Origin of the sequence: Streptomyces sp. NPDC058665 (genome assembly GCF_042714995.1) — a bacterium.
Classification (GTDB): domain Bacteria; phylum Actinomycetota; class Actinomycetes; order Streptomycetales; family Streptomycetaceae; genus Streptomyces.
The window spans coordinates 1-20,059 of sequence record NZ_JBHXRX010000066.1 but is presented as its reverse complement, the minus strand read 5'-3'; the positions used below and the strand labels follow the sequence as shown (position 1 = coordinate 20,059).

The 20,059-nt window shown below is 68.4% G+C and carries 15 protein-coding genes; 12 read left to right on the top strand and 3 right to left on the bottom strand.

The window, feature by feature from the left end; all coding sequences use genetic code 11:
* The first annotated feature begins 14 nt into the window (after positions 1-14).
* The 12 genes from ACFWV8_RS31620 to ACFWV8_RS31565 are packed head-to-tail and all read left to right on the top strand — an operon-like array spanning position 15 to position 14,478.
* A complete protein-coding gene (locus ACFWV8_RS31620) occupies positions 15-1,106 on the top strand; it encodes an LD-carboxypeptidase (protein WP_384211861.1) in 1,092 nt (363 codons plus the stop codon).
* Positions 1,096-1,665: a GNAT family N-acetyltransferase gene (locus ACFWV8_RS31615; protein WP_384211855.1), complete on the top strand. Its 570-nt coding sequence runs from the start codon at positions 1,096-1,098 to the stop codon at positions 1,663-1,665. Before ACFWV8_RS31620 ends, ACFWV8_RS31615 begins: the two co-directional genes overlap by 11 nt.
* The gene (locus tag ACFWV8_RS31610) at positions 1,662-2,876 is read left to right on the top strand and encodes an ATP-grasp domain-containing protein (RefSeq protein ID WP_384211850.1); all 1,215 of its coding nucleotides are present in this window, start codon (positions 1,662-1,664) and stop codon (positions 2,874-2,876) included. The genes ACFWV8_RS31615 and ACFWV8_RS31610 overlap by 4 nt, the downstream gene beginning before the upstream one ends.
* A 29-nt stretch (positions 2,877-2,905) precedes the next feature.
* The gene (locus ACFWV8_RS31605) at positions 2,906-3,928 is read left to right on the top strand and encodes an amino acid--tRNA ligase-related protein (protein ID WP_384211844.1); all 1,023 of its coding nucleotides are present in this window, start codon (positions 2,906-2,908) and stop codon (positions 3,926-3,928) included.
* A gap of 9 nt (positions 3,929-3,937) precedes the next feature.
* Positions 3,938-4,786 (top strand): methyltransferase domain-containing protein, encoded by an 849-nt coding sequence (locus ACFWV8_RS31600; RefSeq protein ID WP_384211841.1) that lies wholly within the window; start codon positions 3,938-3,940, stop codon positions 4,784-4,786.
* Complete coding sequence (locus ACFWV8_RS31595; RefSeq protein ID WP_384211839.1) at positions 4,776-6,056, top strand: MFS transporter; 1,281 nt, start codon at positions 4,776-4,778, stop codon at positions 6,054-6,056. Before ACFWV8_RS31600 ends, ACFWV8_RS31595 begins: the two co-directional genes overlap by 11 nt.
* Positions 6,057-6,058: 2 nt before the next feature.
* Positions 6,059-9,034 carry a glycine--tRNA ligase gene (locus ACFWV8_RS31590; protein ID WP_384211911.1) on the top strand — a complete coding sequence of 992 codons (2,976 nt, stop codon included), beginning with the start codon at positions 6,059-6,061 and terminating at the stop codon, positions 9,032-9,034.
* Between the two features lie 42 nt (positions 9,035-9,076).
* Positions 9,077-10,261 carry a LeuA family protein gene (locus ACFWV8_RS31585; protein WP_384211836.1) on the top strand — a complete coding sequence of 395 codons (1,185 nt, stop codon included), beginning with the start codon at positions 9,077-9,079 and terminating at the stop codon, positions 10,259-10,261.
* A complete protein-coding gene (gene leuC / locus ACFWV8_RS31580) occupies positions 10,261-11,685 on the top strand; it encodes a 3-isopropylmalate dehydratase large subunit (protein WP_384211835.1) in 1,425 nt (474 codons plus the stop codon). The genes ACFWV8_RS31585 and leuC overlap by 1 nt, the downstream gene beginning before the upstream one ends.
* Entirely contained in the window at positions 11,673-12,275 is a 603-nt protein-coding gene (gene leuD / locus ACFWV8_RS31575; RefSeq protein ID WP_384211832.1) for a 3-isopropylmalate dehydratase small subunit, read from the top strand. The genes leuC and leuD overlap by 13 nt, the downstream gene beginning before the upstream one ends.
* Positions 12,272-13,453 (top strand): pyridoxal phosphate-dependent aminotransferase, encoded by a 1,182-nt coding sequence (locus tag ACFWV8_RS31570; RefSeq protein WP_384211829.1) that lies wholly within the window; start codon positions 12,272-12,274, stop codon positions 13,451-13,453. Before leuD ends, ACFWV8_RS31570 begins: the two co-directional genes overlap by 4 nt.
* A gap of 2 nt (positions 13,454-13,455) precedes the next feature.
* Complete coding sequence (locus tag ACFWV8_RS31565; RefSeq protein WP_384211826.1) at positions 13,456-14,478, top strand: isocitrate/isopropylmalate dehydrogenase family protein; 1,023 nt, start codon at positions 13,456-13,458, stop codon at positions 14,476-14,478.
* Here the strand turns inward: ACFWV8_RS31565 and ACFWV8_RS31560 are convergent.
* The 3 genes from ACFWV8_RS31560 to ACFWV8_RS31550 all read right to left on the bottom strand — a co-directional run.
* The gene (locus ACFWV8_RS31560) at positions 14,470-14,994 is read right to left on the bottom strand and encodes a LuxR C-terminal-related transcriptional regulator (RefSeq protein WP_384211823.1); all 525 of its coding nucleotides are present in this window, start codon (positions 14,992-14,994) and stop codon (positions 14,470-14,472) included. The two genes, ACFWV8_RS31565 and ACFWV8_RS31560, sit on opposite strands and share 9 nt — an antisense overlap.
* 263 nt (positions 14,995-15,257) lie before the next feature.
* Positions 15,258-18,341, bottom strand: a complete 3,084-nt coding sequence (locus ACFWV8_RS31555) for a BTAD domain-containing putative transcriptional regulator (protein ID WP_384211821.1) — start codon at positions 18,339-18,341, stop codon at positions 15,258-15,260.
* Positions 18,342-19,261: 920 nt separating this feature from the next.
* Positions 19,262-20,059, bottom strand: a 798-nt coding sequence (locus tag ACFWV8_RS31550; protein ID WP_384211818.1) for an ISAzo13 family transposase, incomplete at its 5' end; no start/stop codon positions are given.

Below are 20,059 nucleotides of genomic sequence, written 5' to 3'. Positions count from 1 at the left end.
CGAGAACGAGGAGCATGGTGAATTTGCGTCAGGACGACGGGGAGTCAGGAGTGGCGTTCTACCTCCCTCCACCTCGTCCTGCTCCCGGTGCGGCCGTCGCTCTGCTCTCCGCGAGCAGCGCCGCGTTCGGCCGCTTCCCGCGGCGCACCGCACGCGCCGAGGGGGCCTTGCGGGAGGCTCTCGGCAGACCGGTCAGGCTCGTTTCCGAAGCCGAGTTCCCCGGCATCGTCGCCGGCTCGGCCAAGGCGCGGGCGAACGCGCTGCGCCACCTGATGGAGGACCCCGAGGTGGGCCTGGTCATGTTCAGTGTCGGCGGGTTCAACTCCAACGACATGCTTGAGCACATGGCCTCGTGGGCGGCACAGGCCCCCCGCAAGCCACTGGTGGGGTACAGCGACAGCACCGCCGTGCTCCTCGGTTACCAGGCGATGACGCAAGCGGTTGTCTTCTACGGTGCCGCTGCCCTGCCGCAGTTCGGCGAATGGCCGCGGCCCCATCGGGAGTCCGTCGACAGCCTCGTCACGACCGTCCTGGACGGTCGCCCCGGCGAGTGGGCGCTGCCGGACTGGTACACCCAGCAGGACACCGACTGGGCGGCGGGGGACGAGTTCGTCCGTGCCTCCTACGGGCCGGCGAAGCCATTGGTGGTGCGGGAGGGGACCGGTGGTGGTGTCCTGTTCGGAGGGAACCTCCCGACGATAAATCTGCTGGCCGGGACGGCGTGGTGGCAGCCGCCCGAGGGGCCGACCGTGCTCGCCGTCGAGGCGACGGCGACGAGCGGTCAGCCGGAGGCCATGCGCAGATGGCTGCGCCACATCAGACATCTCGGCCTCCTCGACCAGGTCACAGCTGTGCTGATCGGTCGTGTGCCCATCGCCCCCTTGCTGCCTCGTCGGACGGAGGACCTCGCCGCCCTCGTGCTCGACCTGTTGCCCCCTGGCATTCCCGTGGTGGCCGACATGCCCTTCGGCCACACCGACCCGATACTCACGCTGCCGATCGGAAGCCCGGTCGCGGTCACCGCGGACAGCACCGGCGTGTCCGTACGGACCCTGACGGAAACCGTCCTCGACGCATCACCGGCGGTGAAGCCCGATGAACGATGAACTCCCCGCCTCCTTGCCCGCGGAAGGCGAACTCGTCCTGCGCCCCTGGCGGACGACCGACGTCACCCGGCTCCACGAGGCATGCCAGGACGAGGAGATACAGCGCTGGACCACCGTGCCGGTCCCGTACACCAGCAAGTCGGCGGTGGCGTTCGTCGGCATCGCGGACGCCGGGTGGAAGCAGAGGCGCAGCGCGCTGTTCTGCGTCACCGACGCGAACGGCGACCTGCTGGGCGCCACCGGCCTGGTGGAGCTCGATCTGCCACAGGCCACCGGCGAGGTCGGCTACTGGACGGCCCCGTGGGCACGGGGGCGCGGGGTGGCGGCATCGTCGACCCGGGCCCTGGCCCACTGGGCCTTCGAGGAGCTGGGGCTGCGGCGCATCGTGTGGGCCGCCGAGTTCGGCAACGAACGCTCGCGGAGTGTGGCGCAGCAGGTGGGCTTCGGCATCGAGGGCGTCGCCCCCGGCCGGCTCCCGATGCGGGACGGCTCCCGGGCCGACGCGTGGGTGGGCACCCTGCTCCCGCATGGCCTTATTCAACTGGAAGAGAATTCATGAAAAACCTGATCACGTTCGACTGGATGTTCTTCGGAGCGGCCCGCCTCGCGGAGGCCGCCAGGCGCCGCGGAGCGGTGCTGCACCTGCTCGCGGAGAACCCCGAGGTGTTCTCGTGGGATGTCCGGCGGTCGGGTTCGAGCGGTCCGGTGATGCACAAGGCCAACATCGAGGACCCCGAGGACATCGAGCGGGTCCTCGCCGAGATCGGCCCGGTGGACGGGGTGATCCACCCGGTCGAGGAGGGCGTGACCCCCGCGCTGCGGGTGGCCGGCGAGCGCGGGCTGGCCCGGCAGAACGCCGAGGCGGTACGTCTCGTCCGCGACAAGATGAAGCTCAGGCAGCACCTGTTCGACGCCGGCCTGTCCGCGGGAAGCAGTGTGCCGCTCGATCCGGACAACGCGGACTGGGACGACACGGCCCGGCTGGTGGGAACCCCGTTCATCGTCAAGGACCGGGCGGGCAGCGGTAGCCACGACGTATGGCTGGTACGCGACCGCGAAGACCTAGACGCCATCCGGCGGGCGCGGCCACAGGGCCGGCTTCTCGCCGAGCCGTACTTCGTCGGCCCGCTCTACAGCGTGGAGACCATCTCCTGGAACGGTGAGACGCGACTGCTCGGCATCTCCGGCCGGGTGCTGTCCGCGGAACCCCACTTCCGCGAGGAGGTGTTCACCTTCCCGGTCCAGCTCCCGCAGGAGCGGATGCGGCGCCTGGACGAGTGGATCAAGAGCGTGCTGGGGTCCGTCTCCTACACGTCGGGGTTCGCCCACACCGAGTTCATCATCACCGACACCGGCTTCGAAGTGGTCGAGATCAACCCCCGCATTCCGGGCGGGCCCTGCGGTGAGCACTTCTCGGAGGTCCTGGGCACGGACCTGTACGAGGCGTTCGCCGACATGGCGCTGGGCAACAGGCCGCAGCTGCTCGACGAACCCCTGCAAGCGCGTGGGGGAATCGCCAACGCCGTTCTGTACCCGCCGCGGACCGGGATCTTCGAGCGGATCGAAGGCACGGAAACCCTGGACAGGCACGAGGGATCGATCGTGCTGCACCAGACCCGCGAGACAGGGGCGCGCATGGGCTCCGTCAACGACTTGTGGGGCGCGGTGGCGATTCTTTCGGCGCGGGGTGAGAGCGCCGAGACCGCCATGCTCAACGCCTTGTCGGCCATGCGTGGGCTGAGCGTACGGATAAGGGACGAGAAGCACTGAATCCGGAACACTCGCGGCAGGAGGAAGCGATGACACAACAGCCCAGGTTCGACCATGGAGGTTGGCGCCCCGACGCCGACAGGTTCATCCGCATAATGGATGACCCGTTCTACCGCCTTCTGATCGGGCTCCAGGACCTCGCGACGCGGGTGACGACCAGGTTCTGGACGGAACGCGGCGCCAAATGCATGCACCTGCCCATCACGACGGACTCGGTGTCGAGCCCGATGGGGCTGGGCAGTGACAGCGCGCCGGTGTCGGTGGAGATGTTCGACCGCAAGACGTATCTCGCGGACTCGATGCAGTTCATGCTGGAGTACGGCTGCCGCTTCAACGAGGACGGCGTGTGGTACCTCATGCCGAGCTTCCGCGGTGAGGACGCCGACGCCACCCACCTCAACCAGTTCTTCCACAGCGAGGCGGAGATCAGCGGTGGCCTCGACGACGTCATGCGCACGAGCGAGGAGTACCTCCGCGAACTCGCCCGGACGGTGCTGACCGAGTACGCGGACGAACTGGCGCGGGTGGCCGGCTCCGTACAGCACGTCGAGAGGATGGCCACGGGCGACACGTTCGCACGCATGACGTTCGCCGAGGCGGCAGCCCGTCTGTCCGACGACGAGGCCGCGGTACGGACACTGGGCGACGGGATACGCACCCTGACCCGACACGGCGAGCTGCGGCTGCTGAAGGAGATCAGCCCCTTCGTCTGGGTCACCCACTACGACCATCTGTCCGTCCCCTTCTACCAGGCGTACGAGGACGACAGCATGCGGTCGGCCCGCAACGCGGACCTGTTGTTCGGCCCCGGAGAGGTCGTCGGCTGCGGCGAACGGCACACGGACGGCAAGGCGTTGGTCCGGGCGCTGAACCACCACGAGGTCCCGGTCGAGTCCTACGACTGGTACGTCCGCATGAAGACCGAGACACCGAGGCTCACGTCCGGTTTCGGGATGGGGATGGAGCGGTGGCTCATGTGGCTGCTGGACCAGTACGACATCAGGGAACTCCAGCTCGTTCCACGCCTCAACGGCGTCTCACTACGGCCCTGAGGAGGACGGATGACCTACTGGAGTACGGAGCTGGCGGACTTCCGGTCCTACCTGTCGTCCCACCCCGGGCACGACTACCGCGACTGGCAGCCGACGAAGTGGCAGTCCCTGCTGACGGTGCGCGATCTGCTCACGGGACTGGACGGCGTCGGCACCGCCCTGGAACTGGGCTGCGGCTCGGCCACCTTGCTCACGCAGCTCCAGGCCACCGGCGTCGGCTGTGTCGGAGTGGACCGGGACCCGGTGGCCCTGGAGCTCGCCGCAGAAGCCGCGGCGAGTCTCGGGACGCCGGCACCGGAACTGGTGTCGGGGGACTTCGACGACGACGCGGTGACGGCCGGGCTCGCCCCCGCCGACCTCGTCTTTCACGTCGGAGTGATCGAACACTTCGAACCTGCCCGGCAGCGGGCCTTCCTGGAGCTGAGCGCCGCCAAGTCGAATCGGTATGTGCTGGTCGCGGTGCCCAACGAACACGGTGCGGTGTTCCGCTCGTTCCTGCGCACAGTGACGTCCGAGGGGCGTGTCTACGAGGACTCCCACGAGGAGATCTCCCTGCCTGATCTGGCGTCGGCCGCCGGCCTGCGCCTGGTCGCGGAAGACGGTGCCCATCTGTTCTTCGGGCGCGCCAAGTTCTACAACGCCGGGGACCCGGAGCTGGACGCGCTCTACGAAGCCCTCGGCGACCGGCTGAGGAAGGCCGACCACGAGCGGTACGCCGACTTTCCGTATCGTGACTTCACCGCGGACGACATCCGTACTCTGCGCGCGGCCGAGGACTACATGTCCCGCGAGACGCGGCTGCGCTGCGGGTTCCTGAGGTACTACCTGCTGGAGAAGCAGGCGGGCGATGTCGACTGAGGTTGCCTATCTGGCACAGATCAGAAGCCTGCCCCGGCCCGTCTGGGGGCTGCTCGGAGCCAGCGGTGTCAACTCCCTGGGCACCGGGCTGGTCTATCCGCTGCTGATCGTCTATCTCACCCGTGTCCAGGACTTCAGTGTCTCGGTCGCCACCGGTGCCGTGTCACTGACCTCGCTCGGTGCCTTCCTGTGCGGCCCCGTCGCGGGATGGGCCTCGGACCGCTTCGGGCGCACGCGGACCGTGTTCGGCGCGATGCTGGTGTCGGCCGCGGGGATGGTCCTGTACGCCGTGGCCACGACGGTGTGGGAGACGATGCTGGCCGCGCTGATCGTCGGTGTCGGCATCGGGGCGAACTCCGTCTGGTACGCGCTCCTGGCGGAAGCGGTGAGCGAGAAGGACCGACCCACCGTGTTCGCCCTGAACTTCACGATGATGAACCTCGCGGTCGGGGTGGGCGGCCTGATCGCCAGTCTGGCGACGGTGGGCGGCCAGGCCTGGGCGTTCCAGCTGTTGTTCCTGATCAACGCCGCGTCCTTCGTCGTGGTGGGCGTGGTCGTGCTGCGCGGGTACCGGCAGGCACCCGCCGCGGCCCGCGCCTCCGACGAGGAGGCCGGCAGCACCGCCTCGGTCTCCTACCGGGCGCTGTTGGCGGACCGCCGGATCCTGGCGATCTTCGGTGTGACCTGCCTGTTCTACCTGGCCGGCTACTCGCAGCTGGAATCCGGGTTCTCCGCCGTGCTGGTGGAGACGCGGGGCATGGGCCCCCGCGAGCTGGCCGTCCTGTTCACTGCGAACACCACCGTCGTGGTCGTGGCCCAGCTGTACCTGCTTCCGGTCTTCCGCAATTTCGCGCCCAAGCGGTCACTGGGTGTGGTGGCCGTCTCCTGGGCCTCCTGCTGGGGTCTGATCCTGCTCGCGGTGGCGATGTCGGACTTGACCACCGCGCTGCTGGTGAGCTGTGCCGCCATCGCCGTGTTCGCGGTGGGCGAATGCTTCTTCTCCGTCGCGATGCCGACCATGGTCAACGCGGTCGCCACGGACGAGAACCGGGGCCGGGTCAACGGAATATACGGTGCGGCGACCTCGGCCGGATACGTGCTGGGCCCCCTGCTGGCCGGGGGACTGCTCGACCGCGACATGCCGAACACCTTCATTCTCGGCGCCCTGGTCATCTGCTTGCTGGCCTGGCTGCTGAGCTTCTGCTTCCTCCCCGCGCTCGGTCCGAGCGCACGAAAAAGAGTCACCGATCAAAGGAAAGTCCCGTGTTGACAATGCAGGACGCGCTGCTCGCGTTGCAGAAGTACTGGACCGACCGGGGGTGCACGGTCGCGCAGCCGTTCAACACCGAGGTCGGAGCCGGTACCGCCAACCCCGCGACGGCACTGCGTGTCCTCGGCCCCGAACCCTGGCGCGTCGGCTACGTGGAGCCCAGCGTGCGTCCCGACGACGCCCGTTACGGCGAGAACCCCAACCGCCTCCAGACCCATACCCAGTTCCAGGTCATTCTCAAGCCGGACCCGGGCAATCCGCAGGAGCTGTATCTGAGCAGCCTGGAGGCCCTGGGCATCGACGTACGCGCCCATGACGTCCGCTTCGTGGAGGACAACTGGGCCTCGCCCGCGCTCGGCGCGTGGGGACTGGGCTGGGAGGTGTGGCTGGACGGCCTGGAGATCAGCCAGTTCACGTACTTCCAGCAGGCCGGCGGTATCACGCTGGACCCGGTGTCGGTGGAGATCACCTACGGTGTCGAGCGCATCATGATGGCCCTCCAGGGCGTGAGCCACTTCAAGGAGATCACCTACGCGCCGGACATCTCCTACGGCGAGCTCTTCGGGCAGTCGGAATACGAGATGAGCCGCTACTACCTCGACGACGCCGACATCGACGTCAACCGGCGGCTGTTCGAGAACTACGCCGCCGAGTCGGAACGGATGATCGCCGCACGGCTGCCGCTGCCCGCGTACCAGTACGTCCTCAAGTGCAGCCACGTGTTCAACGTGCTCGACGCCCGCGGCGCGGTCAGCACCACCGAGCGCGCCAGGACGTTCGCCACGATGCGCACTCTGACCAGACAGGCCGCCCGGCTGTGGGCCGAGCGGCGCGCGGAGCAGGGCCACCCGCTCGGCGTCGTGACGCCGCCGCCCCCCGCACAGCTGCCCGCCGAGCTGCCGGGTGTCGACGGGACCGCCACGTTGTTGTTCGAGATCGGTGTCGAGGAACTGCCGCACGGTGAGGTCACGCGCGGCGCGCAGGCGGTCGCCGAGTCGCTCGCCCAGAAGCTCGGGGCCACCCGGCTGGACCACGGCGCCATGACCGTGCACGCCACACCCCGCCGGATCGTGCTCATCGTGGACGCGGTGCGGTCCACGGAGCCCGATACCGAGCGGACGGTGCGCGGTCCCCGGGTCGCGGCGGCCTTCGACGCCGAGGGCCGGCCCACGAACGCGGCCCTGGGATTCGCCCGTAGCCAGGGCGTCGCCGTCGAGTCCCTGGCGCGGGTCTGGAAATTCGGGGCCGAGCACGTGTCGGCCGTCCGGACCGAGCTGGGCCGGCCGGCGGTCACCGTGCTCGGCGAGGTGCTCGGCGCGGTGGTCTCGGAGATGCGCGCGGACAAGAACATGCGCTGGCGCGACGCGGGCCTCTCCTACTCCCGGCCGGTGCGCTGGCTGGTGGCGCTGCTCGGCGAGACGGTGGTCCCGGTGGCGGTCTCATCGCTGACTTCGGGACAGCGCACCCGTGTGCTCCGGACGGCGCCGGAGCCGGAGGTCGACGTCCCCTCGGCCGACGGCTACCCGGCGTTCCTCGCCTCGTACGGCATCGTGTTGGACGCGGCGGCACGGCGCCGTGCCATCGTCGAGGACGCGACGGCACTCGTCGCCGGCGTGGACGCTACCCTTGATGTCGAGGGCGAGTCGGCGCTGCTGGACGAGGTGGCCAACCTCGTCGAACGGCCCCAGGTCATCCTCGGGTCGTTCGACGAGCGGTACCTCGACCTGCCCGAGCAGGTTCTGACCACGGTGATGCGCAAGCACCAGCGCTATCTGCCGGTCCGCGGGGACGGCGGCCTCCTTCCGCACTTCGTCGTCGTGGCCAACGGCCCCTGCGACTCCGAACTGGTGCTGGCCGGCAACGAGTCGGTTCTGCGGGCCCGTTACGAGGACGCCGCGTTCTTCTGGCGGGCCGACCAGAAGTCCGCCCCGGAGGAGCACAGGGCCCGCCTGGAGAAGCTGACCTTCGAGGAGCGGCTCGGCTCCATGGCGGACCGGGCGGACCGGATCGCCGAGGCGGCCACCGAACTGGCCGACTTGTCGGGGCTCGGCGGAGTCGGCCGGGCCACGCTCAACAGGGCCGGGCGGCTCGCCAAGTTCGACCTGGCGACCAGTATGGTCATCGAGCTGTCGAGCCTGGCCGGAACGATGGCCCGTGAGTACGCGCTCCGGGCCGGCGAGACGCCCGAAGTCGCGCAAGCACTCTCCGAGATGGAGCAGCCGTACGGCACGGGGGACCGCCTGCCTTCGAGCGTCCCCGGCGCGCTGCTGGCCCTGTCCGACCGGTTCGATCTGCTTGTAGGGCTGTTTTCGGTCGGCGCGTCACCGACCGGCAGCTCCGACCCGTTCGGGCTGCGCAGGGCGGGGGGCGGCATCGTACGCATCCTCCGCGCGTTCCCGCAGCTTGCGCCTGTCCGGCTGGACATCGGCCTCGCCGCCGCCGCCCGTCAAGTGCGGGCGCATGGTGTGGAGGTGCCGGAGACGGCGCTGGCGGACGCCCTGGAGTTCACGGTCCTGCGCTATGAGCGGCAACTGCTAGACGCCGGTCACGAGTACCGGCTGGTGCGTGCGGTGCTCCCGCTGGCCCATGCCCCGGCGACGGCGGACGCCGCGCTGGCCGAGCTGGAGCGACGGAGCGGTGACGAGGAGTTCATCGCGCTGGCCGCCGCGTTGCAGCGGGTCCGCCGGATCGTGGAGCGGGGCACGGCGCCCCACTACGACCCGGACGTGCCGGCGGGCGCCGTCGAACTCGCGCTCCGCGAAGCGGTCCATAAGGCGGCCGTACGGCTCGACGCGGGCCGGCCTGCCGACCTGGCCGAGTTCATCGACGCAGCCCGGCCGCTCACCGGCCCCGTCAACGCGTTTTTCGACGAAGTGACCGTGATGGCAGACGACCTGAAGCTGCGCGAGGCCCGCCTCGGGCTTCTGGCCACGATCAACGAGCTCGCGGACGGCGTGCTCGACTGGCGCGCGCTCTGATCGCGTCCTGCCACGGACTGGGCGACAACCTAGGGAGGCACTATGCCTGTGACTGAGAAGTCGGGACTGCGACGGATCGGCGTGTACGACACAACGCTGCGCGACGGGGAACAGGCGCCGGGGAACGCGATGGCCCCGGCGCAGAAGCTGGAGATCGCGCTCTCTCTCGAAGCGCTCGGTGTGGACATCATCGAGGCGGGGTTCCCGAACTCCTCGCCGAGCGACTTCGAGGCGACCCGGATGATCGCCGAGGCACTGACCACCGCTCGGGTCGCCACGCTGAGCCGGACGGTCAGCGCCGACGTGCTGAAGGCGGTGGAGGCGGCCGGGGTCGAGAACCACCAGGTGGAGTTCGTGGCCACCGCGAGCGAACTCCATCTGGACCGTAAGCGCGGCATAACCCGTCAGGAGAACCTGCGCGAGGTGGTCGACGCGATCCGCTTCACCCGCTCGCTCGGAGTCGAGGACGTCTCACTCGGGCTGGAGGACGCCAGCCGCGGCTCGATCGGTCTGCTCCGGGAACTGACCGAGGCGGGCATGGAGGCCGGCGCGACCACGGTCGTGGTGGCCGACACCACCGGATACGCCACCCCCGAGCAGTTCGGAGACTTGATTGCCACCGTGCGTGAGTGGGTGCCGGACACACACGTGCTCTCGGTGCACTGCCATCAGGATCTCGGGCTCGCGCTGGCCAACGCGCTGGCAGGGGTGCGTTCGGGAGCCGACGAGGTACAGGTCACCGTCGCGGGCATCGGCGAGCGCGCGGGCAACACGGCCTTGGAGGAGATGGCCGCGGTACTGGCTTACAAGGGCGAGCAGTACGGAGCGACCACCGACATCAAGACGGAGCGCCTGTACGAGGTCTTCGAACTCGTCGCCAGGACGGTCGGCCTGGAGCCCTCGCGTAACAAGGCCATCGTCGGCGTGAACGCGTTCGCTCACGAGGCCGGTATCCACCAGGCCGGAGTGCTGCGGGAACCGGCGACGTACGAGTACGTCGAGCCCGCCCGGTTCGGCCGCACCCGATCCCTGATCGTCGGCCGGCACTCCGGCCGCACCCTGATCCGGCACCTGCTCGGCGAACTCGGTGCCGCACCGGACGAGGCCCTAGTCGATCGCGTCTACCGGACGCACGTGGAGCGCAGGCAGGACGACGACCCGATCGACCTGGAGGCGCTGAGAAGCCTGCTGGCCGCGGAGATCGCCCCGGCGAAGGCGAGCGTGTGATGCCCGGCGGTCTCACTCTGTTCGAGAAGGTCTGGCGCAGCCGCGTAGTGGAGCACACCCCGGACCATCAGGATCTGCTGTACATCGACCTTCACCTGGTGCACGAGGCCAGCTCCGCGCAGGCGTTCGACGGGTTGCGCCTGGCTGGCCGCACGGTGCGGCGGCCCGCGCAGACTCTCGCGGTGGAGGACCACAACGTCCCCACCGACTCGCTGGTCATCGAGGACAGGATGGGCAGGCTCCAGGTCGAGGCGCTGCGCAAGAACTGCGGTGAATCCGGTATTGATCTCCTGCGGCTCGGCGACAGCCGTCAGGGCATCGTGCACGTCGTCGCGCCCGAGGGCGGGTACGTCCAGCCCGGGATGACGGTGATCTGCGGTGACAGCCACACCTCGACCCACGGGGCTTTCGGCGCGCTAGCGTTCGGGGTCGGCACGAGCGACGTCGAACACGCGCTGGCGACGCAGACTCTCGCCCTGCCGCGGCCCAAGGCGATGGCGGTGGAATTCGTCGGGGAGTTGCCTTCCGACGTCACGGCCAAGGACCTCATCCTGGCGGTCATCGCACGGATCGGCGCGAACGGGGCCCACGGCCATGTGATCGAGTACCGCGGTGAGGCGATACGCCGACTGTCGCTGAGCGGCCGGATGACGGTGTGCAACATGAGCGTCGAGGCCGGTGCCGTCGCGGGCATGGTGGCGCCGGACGACACGACCTTCGCTTACCTGCAGAGCCGTCCGAACCGGTTGCGGGGCGCGATGTGGGAGGAGGCGCTAGCCTACTGGAGAACGATGTGCACCGACAAGGACGCAGTGTTCGACCGTGTCGTCACCATCGACGTGTCCGCTCTGAAGCCGTTCGTCACCTGGGGCACCAACCCGGGACAGGCCGTCCCTCTGGGGGAGCCCGTACCGGCGCCCGACTCCTTCCCCGACCCGGCCGTCCGGGCCGCCGCCCGTCGGGCACTGGACTACATGGGGCTGCGGCCCGGCACACCCACGGACGAGATCGCTGTCGACACGGTCTTTCTGGGCTCGTGCACCAACGCGCGGCTGGAGGACCTGAAAGAGGCCGCAGAAGTGCTCCGTGGGCGCACGCTCGCACCAGGGCTGCGCATGCTGGTCGTGCCGGGCTCGATGCGGGTACGGCGGGCGGCCGAGGAGGAGGGGCTGCACGAGGTGTTCGAGCAGGCGGGGGCGGAGTGGCGACTGTCGGGCTGCTCCATCTGCCTCGGCATGAACTCCGACCGGCTGGCCGGCGGCGAGCGTGTCGCCTCCACCTCCAACCGCAACTACGAAGGCAGGCAGGGGCCCGGCACCCGCACTCACCTGGTGTCCCCCGGGGTGGCTGCGGCGACCGCGGTGACCGGCCGTCTCACCACCCCGGCAGGCCTTTCGCAGGAGGGAATCCGATGGAACCGCTGACCCGGTACGCCGGCCGCGGCGTCGCGCTGCGCCGTAGTGACGTCGACACGGACCAGATCATCCCGGCCGAGTTCTGCAAGCGGTTGGGGAAGTCCGGCTACGCCGACGTACTGTTCGCCGGCTGGCGGCGTTCCGCGGATTTCGTGCTCAACGACCCGGCCTCGGCCTCGGCCACCGTGCTGGTGGCCGGCCACAACTTCGGCACGGGTAGCTCACGGGAACACGCCGTATGGGCGCTGCGGGACTGGGGTTTCCGTGTCATTGTCGCGAGCAGCTTCGGCGACATCTTCCGGCGCAACGCGCTGTGCAACGGACTGCTGCCCGTCGAACTCCCGGAGCACGCCGTGGCAGCGCTGGCCGACCTCGTGGAGGCGGACAGGGCGACCAGGATCACGGTGGACCTGGAGAAGCTCGAAGTCCGCGCGGGCGACATAGTGGCGAGCTTCAGCGTGGACCAGCGGGCCCGGCGGCTGCTGCTGCGTGGGCTGGACGACATCGACGTCACCCTGGAACGGCTGCGTGTCATCGAGGACTTCGAGACAACGCGGTCGGCATGGCTGCCCGGCACGCCACCGGGGTTCGGCCGATGACCGCTGCCCCGGCCGGGCCGCGCGATGCCTTCGCCCGGCGGACTGAGCGGCTCACCGGCAGCCGACTGATCGAACGGCTGCGTCTGGGCCACGAACTCGGCGCCGTCGACCTCGCCGTCGGCACGCCCGAATTCCCCTCCACGCCCAAGCCGTTGGCCGACGCGGCGGTATCGGCCATTGTGGCCGGGCGGAACCAGTACGCCGACCCGGTCGGCGATCCGGGCACCCGCCGGAGAATCGCCGCGTCGTTCGCCACCCCGGCCGATCCGGAGACCGAGGTCACCATCACGGTCGGTGCCACCGAGGCGCTGTGCGTCGCGCTGCTGGCCCTGGTGGACCCGGGTGACGAGGTGATCGTTTTCGAGCCGTACTACGAGTGCTTCGTCAACGCCATCGCCCTGGCCGGAGGCGTACCGCGCTTCGTCCGCCTGCGTGGGCCCGACTGGCGGTTCGACCCCGCGGAACTGCGCCGGGCGTTCAACCCCCGGACCCGCGTCCTGCTCATCAACACACCGGGCAACCCGGTGGGCACGGTGACGACCCGGGCCGAGTGGGCGGAGATCGCCGAGCTGAGCGCACGCTGGGACGTCACCGTCGTCTCCGACGAGGTGTACGCGCCGTACGTGTTCGACGGGCGGGCACACGTCTCCGCCGCTGACGTTCCGAGCCTGGAGCACCGGAGCGTCGTTGTCGGGTCGCTGTCCAAGTCTCATGCGGTCAGTGGCTGGCGGCTGGGATTCCTGCGCAGCGATCCGCGGCGGAGCGCGGTGTTCAGAAGGGTGCACGAGGTGACGACGAACGGCACCGGTGCTCCCCTTCAGGCGGCTGCGGCCATCGGATCGTTCGACGGCGACTGGCCCCTGCCGACGTCGGGGATGCAGGCCCGGCGCGACCAGGCGGTGCGGATTTTCACCTCCCTCGGGCTGGACTGCCGTCCGCCCGAGGGAGGCTGCTACCTCTTCGCCTCCATCGACCACCTGACAGACCTCGCCGCTGACGACTACGCCATGCGGCTGCTTGAGGAGAAGCGGGTGCTGGTCGTGCCCGGTACGGCCTTCACCGCCGACCGGGAGTACGGGGAGCGCTTCGTCCGGATCGCGTTCAACAGATCGATGGAGACCCTGCTCCGAGCGGAGCGGAACCTCCGTGCAGGACAGGAGAGCACATGTCAGTCATAACCGTGATCCCGGGCGACGGTATTGGCCCGGAGGTCATCGAACAGGCGCTGGAAACGCTCGACGTTTTCGGGCTCGACTTCGACATCGACATGCTTGATCACATCAACGCTGGCACCTTTCTGCGCGAGGGCGCGGCGATGGGCGACCGCGACGTGGAGCGGATCCGCAGTAGTCGCGCCACGCTGCTCGGTGCGGTGGGCGACCCCCGGATCTCCTCGCCGGAGTACGCCCGCGGAGTGCTGCTGCGATTGCGCTTCGAGCTCGACCTGTACGTCAACTACCGCCCGGTGACCCTGTGGCACCCACGCCTCAGCCCGCTGCGCGACTCGGCGGGGGGAGGACTCGACTGCCTCATCATCAGAGAGAACAGTGAGGGTCTGTACGCGGGGGTCGGCGGGCGCCTGCGCGCCGACACCGAGCACGAGGTCGCCATCGACGAGGAGATCAGCACCTGGCACGGAGTTTCCCGGGTGATCGACTTCGCCTTCTCGGTCGCCCGCACAAAAGTGTGCATGGTCGACAAGTCGAATGCCGTACCGCACGGCGGCCGTTTGTGGCAGCGGTGCTGGGGACATCAAGTCGGGGAACACCCCGGCATTGCGGCCTCGCACCTGTACGTGGACACCGCCGCCATGAAACTTGTTGCCGACCCGGCGGCGTTCGACGTGATCGTCACCAACAACTCGTACGGCGACATCCTCAGTGATCTCGCGGCGGAACTGGCCGGTGGGGTGGGCACGGCGGCTTCAGTGAACCTCAACGCCGAGACGGGCTATGGGGTGTACGAGCCAGTGCACGGCAGCGCCCCGGACATCGCCGGCCAAGGGCTGGCCAATCCGGTCGGGGCCGTGCTCTCCACCGCGCTCATGGTTGAGCGCCTCGGCCACCGGGCCGAGGCCGATGCGATGCGCCGCGCGGTGGGCGCGGCGATCACCGCGCGGCGTTGCACCCCGGATCTTGGAGGCTCGCTGACTACGAAGGACGCAGGCGCGGCGATACGCGCCGAGCTGGGTTGGTCAGACTGACGCGGAGTGCCCCTGCAGTGCCACGGCAAGCTGAGCGCGACGACCGATGTCAAGTTTGCGATAGATACGGGTGATGTGCTGTTCCACGGCTCGCTGGGTGACCTGTAGCTGGTCCGCTATCTGCCGGTTGGTGAGTCCGTCGAGTATCATCCGCGCCAACCGCTGCTCATGAGCGCTCAGTTCACTACGGTCGCCCGGTCGGCATTCGACGCGAGAGGTGCCGGAGCGATGCGCGCAAGCGAAAGCGTCCGGCCGGGGGATGGAGTCGCCGAGCTCCCTGGTCGTGGTCTCGATGACGATCCGCTCCATGACATAGGGATCCCCTGCTAGCACATGTCGCATCCCGGTGGGGTTGGCGACTCGGAGCAGCAGTGTGTCTCCGTCGCCCTGGGCCCACATGCCGCCGTACAGGAGGATTTCGGCATGGGCCATCCGGCCCCAGTAGGACTGGTACTTGGATGTCGTGCGGACAAGGGCATTCCCCCTGCGAAGCCGACGCTCTATCAAGAACTGCATTGTCGCTCCAGTGGTCAGGACAGTGCCGGCGAGGTCTGAACACCTGCCGGCCCGTCCTGCGCCACCGTCCTGCGTCGCGCTCCCCATCGCTTCCTGTTCTGTTACCGATCCACGAGCGGGGTTTCCGCCTGCCGGGCGTACGGTGCCCCAAGCCACGGCCGTGATGAGGATCGACCAGGCCCTCCGGCCTGATCCCAAAGACATGCCCTGGATCGCAAATGCGGCGGGGTGCTTTCGTGCAGCCTTGGCCCTCACAGTGCCGATCAGCCGTGGAGCCGGCTCGTCTCCGGCACCCCCATCGCCGCGAACATCGCGTCCGCCTGGGTGCGGTGGGCGAATGCCGCGACGATGTCGCCACGTGCTGTCAGCACCTCGGCCATGCCGTCCAGCGCCCGTGCCACCTCGATGCGGAATCCAACGGACAGGGCGACCTCGTGGGCGTCAGTATGCAATTGGAGCGCTGTATCGTGCTGATGTCGGTGGCCGAACAGGCTGCCGAGAATGTTTCTGACTGCCGCCTTTCGGGTCGGCATGCGGATCTGTCGTTCCAGCTTCCAGGCACGCTCAGCCAGTCCCACCGCCTCGCCGTACTTGCCGAAGTTGCGGTGCGCCTTGGCGGACAGGGCGAAGATCAGGGCAATATCTGCCAGCGAGCCCGACTCGTGACTCAGCTCCAGGGCCTGATCCAGGGAGTTGTGTGCGGCTTCGTCGTCGCCGAGCCCAAGGTGAGCGAGGGCCAGATCGGAGAGGGAGATGATCTCGTTGTCCGGGGCGCCGATCACCCGGTTGAGTTCGACTGCGCGATGCGCCGCTTCGGCAGCTTCCTCGTATCTGCCCCAGTGCTCGAAGAGCGAGCTGAGGTTGGTCAGGGACTCGGCCTCTGCACGCCGGGCGCCCAGCTCCTGCTTGATCCCAATGGACTGCTCAAGGTGAGGGAGTGCCTTGTCGAAATAGCCAAGCGTGGCCAGCAACAGACCCATCACGCCAGTGCCCTTCGCTTCCCCCCTGCGGTCTCCCAACCGCACCGACAGCTCACAGCTCTCCTGCGCCGCCCACAGTCCGTCCGCGAAGCGTCCGAGCTTCCAGTTGACGACCGCGAGATTGGACAGGCTGTGCGCCAGCGCCAGTGGGTCATCCAACTCACGAGCGGCCTCGACCGCGGTGGCGGCCACCTGCTGGAATTCTTCGAAGCGCCCTCGCCTGTCAAGGCCGAAGACGACGTTGCGGGCCAGCTCGTGGGTGTGCCGGCGCAGGCCTTTGCGGTCCGCGAGGGAGACGGCTGCCAACAGGTTGTCCTCCTCCCGTTCCAGCCACCTCTGGGCGTGCCTCGGGGAGCCCAGGTACGGCAGCACAGCATCGGAGCCCAAGGAAGGTTCCGAGGCTGTGCGGCTCAGCGGTGCCCTCCCGGGGAACAACACGTCGCATGCCGCGTCGGTGGCCCCGACGTAGTAGCCGAGGAGCCGTTCCAGCGCGCTGGTGTGGGCTTGGGCGCGCTCCTCGCTCATCTTCCTTCCCAGCGACTGCGCGAAGTAGCGCACGAGGTCGTGGAAAGCGTAGCGGCCTGTCTCGTACTGCTGCATCAGGTGCACGTCCAGCAATAGCTCCAGCACCTTCTCGGCGTTTTCCGGATCCATGCCGAGCAAGGCTCCGGCCGAGTACGGGTCGATCTCCGCCCCAGGGTGACCGGCCAGCAGCTCGAACACGGAGCGGTGGGCGGGTTCCAGCGTCTCGTACGAAAGGGCCAGTGTCGCGCTGACGCTGCGTACCCCGGTGTGCAGTTCGTCGAGCAAGCAGCTCTCGTCGCTAAGCCTCTCCACCAGGTAGCGCACGGTCCAGCTCGGTCGGTTGCACAGCCTGGCTGCGGCGATGCGCAGAGCGAGCGGCAAATGGCCGCACAGCTCCACCAGTTCGGCCACGGCCTCCGGTTCGGACGCGAGGCGTCCCTCGCCGAGGATCCTGGACACCAACGCGGTGCTGTCTTTCTCGTGCATTACCCCGAGGGACATCCAGTGCGCACCGTCCAGCTCGACCAGCCGGGGTCGGCTGGTGATCAGCACAAGGCTGTCAGAGGGGCCCGGCAGTAACGGGCGAACCTGCTCACTGTTGACAGCGTTATCAAGGACTAAGATGAGGCGGCGTTGCGCCGCTGTCGCCCGCCAGAGTGCGAAGCGGCTCCCCGCGTCGGCGGGAATGCGCTCACCGGGAACGTCGAGCATGCGCAGGAGGATCTCGGCCACGGCATAGGGTTGGAGAGGCTCCTCACCGGGCGAGAAACCTCGCAGGTCGACGTATAGGTGAGCGTCTGGGTAGCGGTCGGCCAGCCGGTGTGCGGCCCGGATGACCAAAGAGGTTTTGCCGCTGCCACCCATACCATCGACGGCGGCCATGCAGAAGCCCGCGCCGGGTAGGCGGTCGGCGTTGCCGGATTGCTTGACATACCGCAGCAATTGCTGGATTTCCTGGTCGCGGCCGGTGAAGTCGGGCAGGTCACATGGAAGGGTGCAGCGGTGCGGGCCGGTCGGCTTGACGAGCGCGGAGTCCTGCGAGCGGGGAGCGGGTGCGGGGTGGTGTTGGAGGGCGGCGAGTTCGGGGGCTTGGCGCAGCATTTTCTCGTACAGGGTGGTCAGTCGGCTGCTCGGGTCGACGCCGAGTTCCCCGGCGAGGAGTTTGCACACCTGGTAGTACTCGCTCAGCGCCTCCGCCTGCCGTCCGGAACGGTAGAGGGCAAGCATGAGCAGAACGCGCAGGTTCTCCATAAACTGGTAATTATTGACGTAAATGCGCAGTTCGCCGATAAGTTCGCTGGTCTCTCCCAACGACAGCCTCAGCTCGAAATACTGCTCGACCGCGGCGAGCCTGCGCTCCTCCAGGCCGGCGGAGGCGACATCGATCAGGCTGCCGCCGGCTCCGGCAAGTACGGGGCCGCGCCACAGGGCGAGGGTATCGCGCAGAGTGGCGACCGCTGCTGCGGTGTGACCTGCGGTCACTTCCAGCTGGGCCCGGCGTAACCCGTCGGAGAACTTGAGCAGGTCGAGCTGCTCGCGGCTGACCACTGCCTGATAGCCGGGCCTTTCGGTGACTATCAGCTCTCGCCCGCCCGGTATGCAGTGACGCAGGCCGCCGACGGCCTTGCGCACCTGGTGGGAGGCGGTACTGGGTGGTTCTGTCTCCCAGACCGCTTCGACCAACCGGCCGACCGGGACAACGCGGTTCGGTGAGAGGAGCAGGGAGGCGAGTACACGCTCCGGAACCGGCCCGCCGAGTGGCAGCAGCCTTGTGTCTTCAGTTCGGCACTCAAGCGTTCCCAAGATATTGAACCGAACCGGCATACGGTCCTCGTCACTCAAAAGAGCTCCCGAAATTTTTTGCATACTTGCACATAGTTCAAACTGGAAATGGGCGAAGGTATATGAACATCGAGGCCGACGCCAGGCTGACAGTGGCCAGGGGGATGGCGGGCATGATCAGCGCGAGGAGGCCGATCGTTCAGCTCAACGCGGGGTGTCCGGCGTTGCCGCCGGTATGCAGGTGTCGAGGCTGACACCGCGGCGGTGGGGAGGGGCAGGGTTCTGCGCATCCGGTGTCCTCCGGGAAGGGGCATGTGAGCATGGGACGTCCCTGCCTTTGCCCGTTCATGCGGACCAGTACGTGGGTGGGGGTGGTCGGTCGTGAGGTTGCGGACGTTGAGGGCTGTCATGTTCACCGCGTGTGCGGCGGGTTCCAGTGTTCTTCCGCCACCGCACAGGCAGTGACATTCGTCATCACTTCACACCCGAGGAATTCCGGCGTCGCGGCCTCGTCCGGGGCGAACGTCGTGCCCCGGCCAGGCCCTCCGGGCGAACGCAACCGCGTGCGGATCACCGGGGGTTGAGGTCACCGCCCCGGCCGTTTCCACGTCCGTAGGGGCCTCCTTGCGCATCGCGTTTCTCCTTCTCCTGTCTGGCTGTCTCGGGAGGTGGGTGAGTCTGTCCGTGCCGCGCGGTCGGCAAATCGGACTGGGTCCCGACCCGAGCACCTGCAAGTCTCCGATCCAGTTGGTGATTCGGTGAGCGTCGGTCTTCTCGACGAAGCAGCTCGGATTTCCGGGAATTGGAACGGCGCGCAGCAGCGGGCCTGGCCCCGACGGATCCGAGGAAGCTGTGTCGTTGCTTCCACCGTCGTGGAAGACGGCGGGGTTGTGCAGGACTGCTCGATCCACTGATAGGGAGGGCGACCTTCGGGCCGGAGCCGGGTCGGGGGATGCGGGATCCTAAGGGCTTGCAGATCATTAACACGTTGTTTTGATCTTGTTGTCCTCGTCGGCCTGTGCCTGGACCCGGTCCTGAAGGGTGGCGAGGGCCGCGGGTGGGGTTGTCGCCGGTGGGATGGTGATGCCGTGTGCCTTGAGCAGTTGCCGGTTCTTCAGGAGGGTGCGGTGCGTTGCGGTGCGGCTGGTGCCGAACAGCACGGCGAGGGGTTCCGCGGCCAGGGCGGCCCGCAGGTGGAGCACGGTGGCCAGGACCTGGTCGGCGAAGGCCAGCCGAGGCGGCCGACCGCGCCGGATATCCCCGTCCGGGGCCAGGGTCTCGGTGAGGTCGTTCAGTTGCTGGCGGGTCATCCCGGTCAGTGCTGGTTCGGAGAGCAAGGCCTGGTCCCAGTCCGGATCCGGCGTCTGCGGGACCCGGGCCGCCGGGATCACGGGCGATGGTTGGGGGTGCAGTGCGTAGTTCCAGGCGCCCTGGAACGCGTGCCGGGTCAGCGGCAGGGCGGCCATCTCCGCGTCTTTGATGCGGACCCCGGTCGGGTAGGTGTTGGTGTCGAGTTCGGCCCTCACACGCAGTCCGGTGCGGGTGGTGGTCGCGGCGATCGACTGCACGATGACTTCGTGGCTGGTCAGCGGGCGGCCGCTCCAGTTCATGGTGATGTGTGAGAAGAGCCGGTGCTCGATCTTGTTCCACTTCGAAGTGCCCGGTGGTAGGTGGCACACGGTGATCGTCAGCCCGGTTTCAGCTGCGAGTTGGGCCAGCTCGGGCTTCCAGGACCGGGTGCGGTAGCCGTTGGACCCGCCGGCGTCGGCGGTGATCAG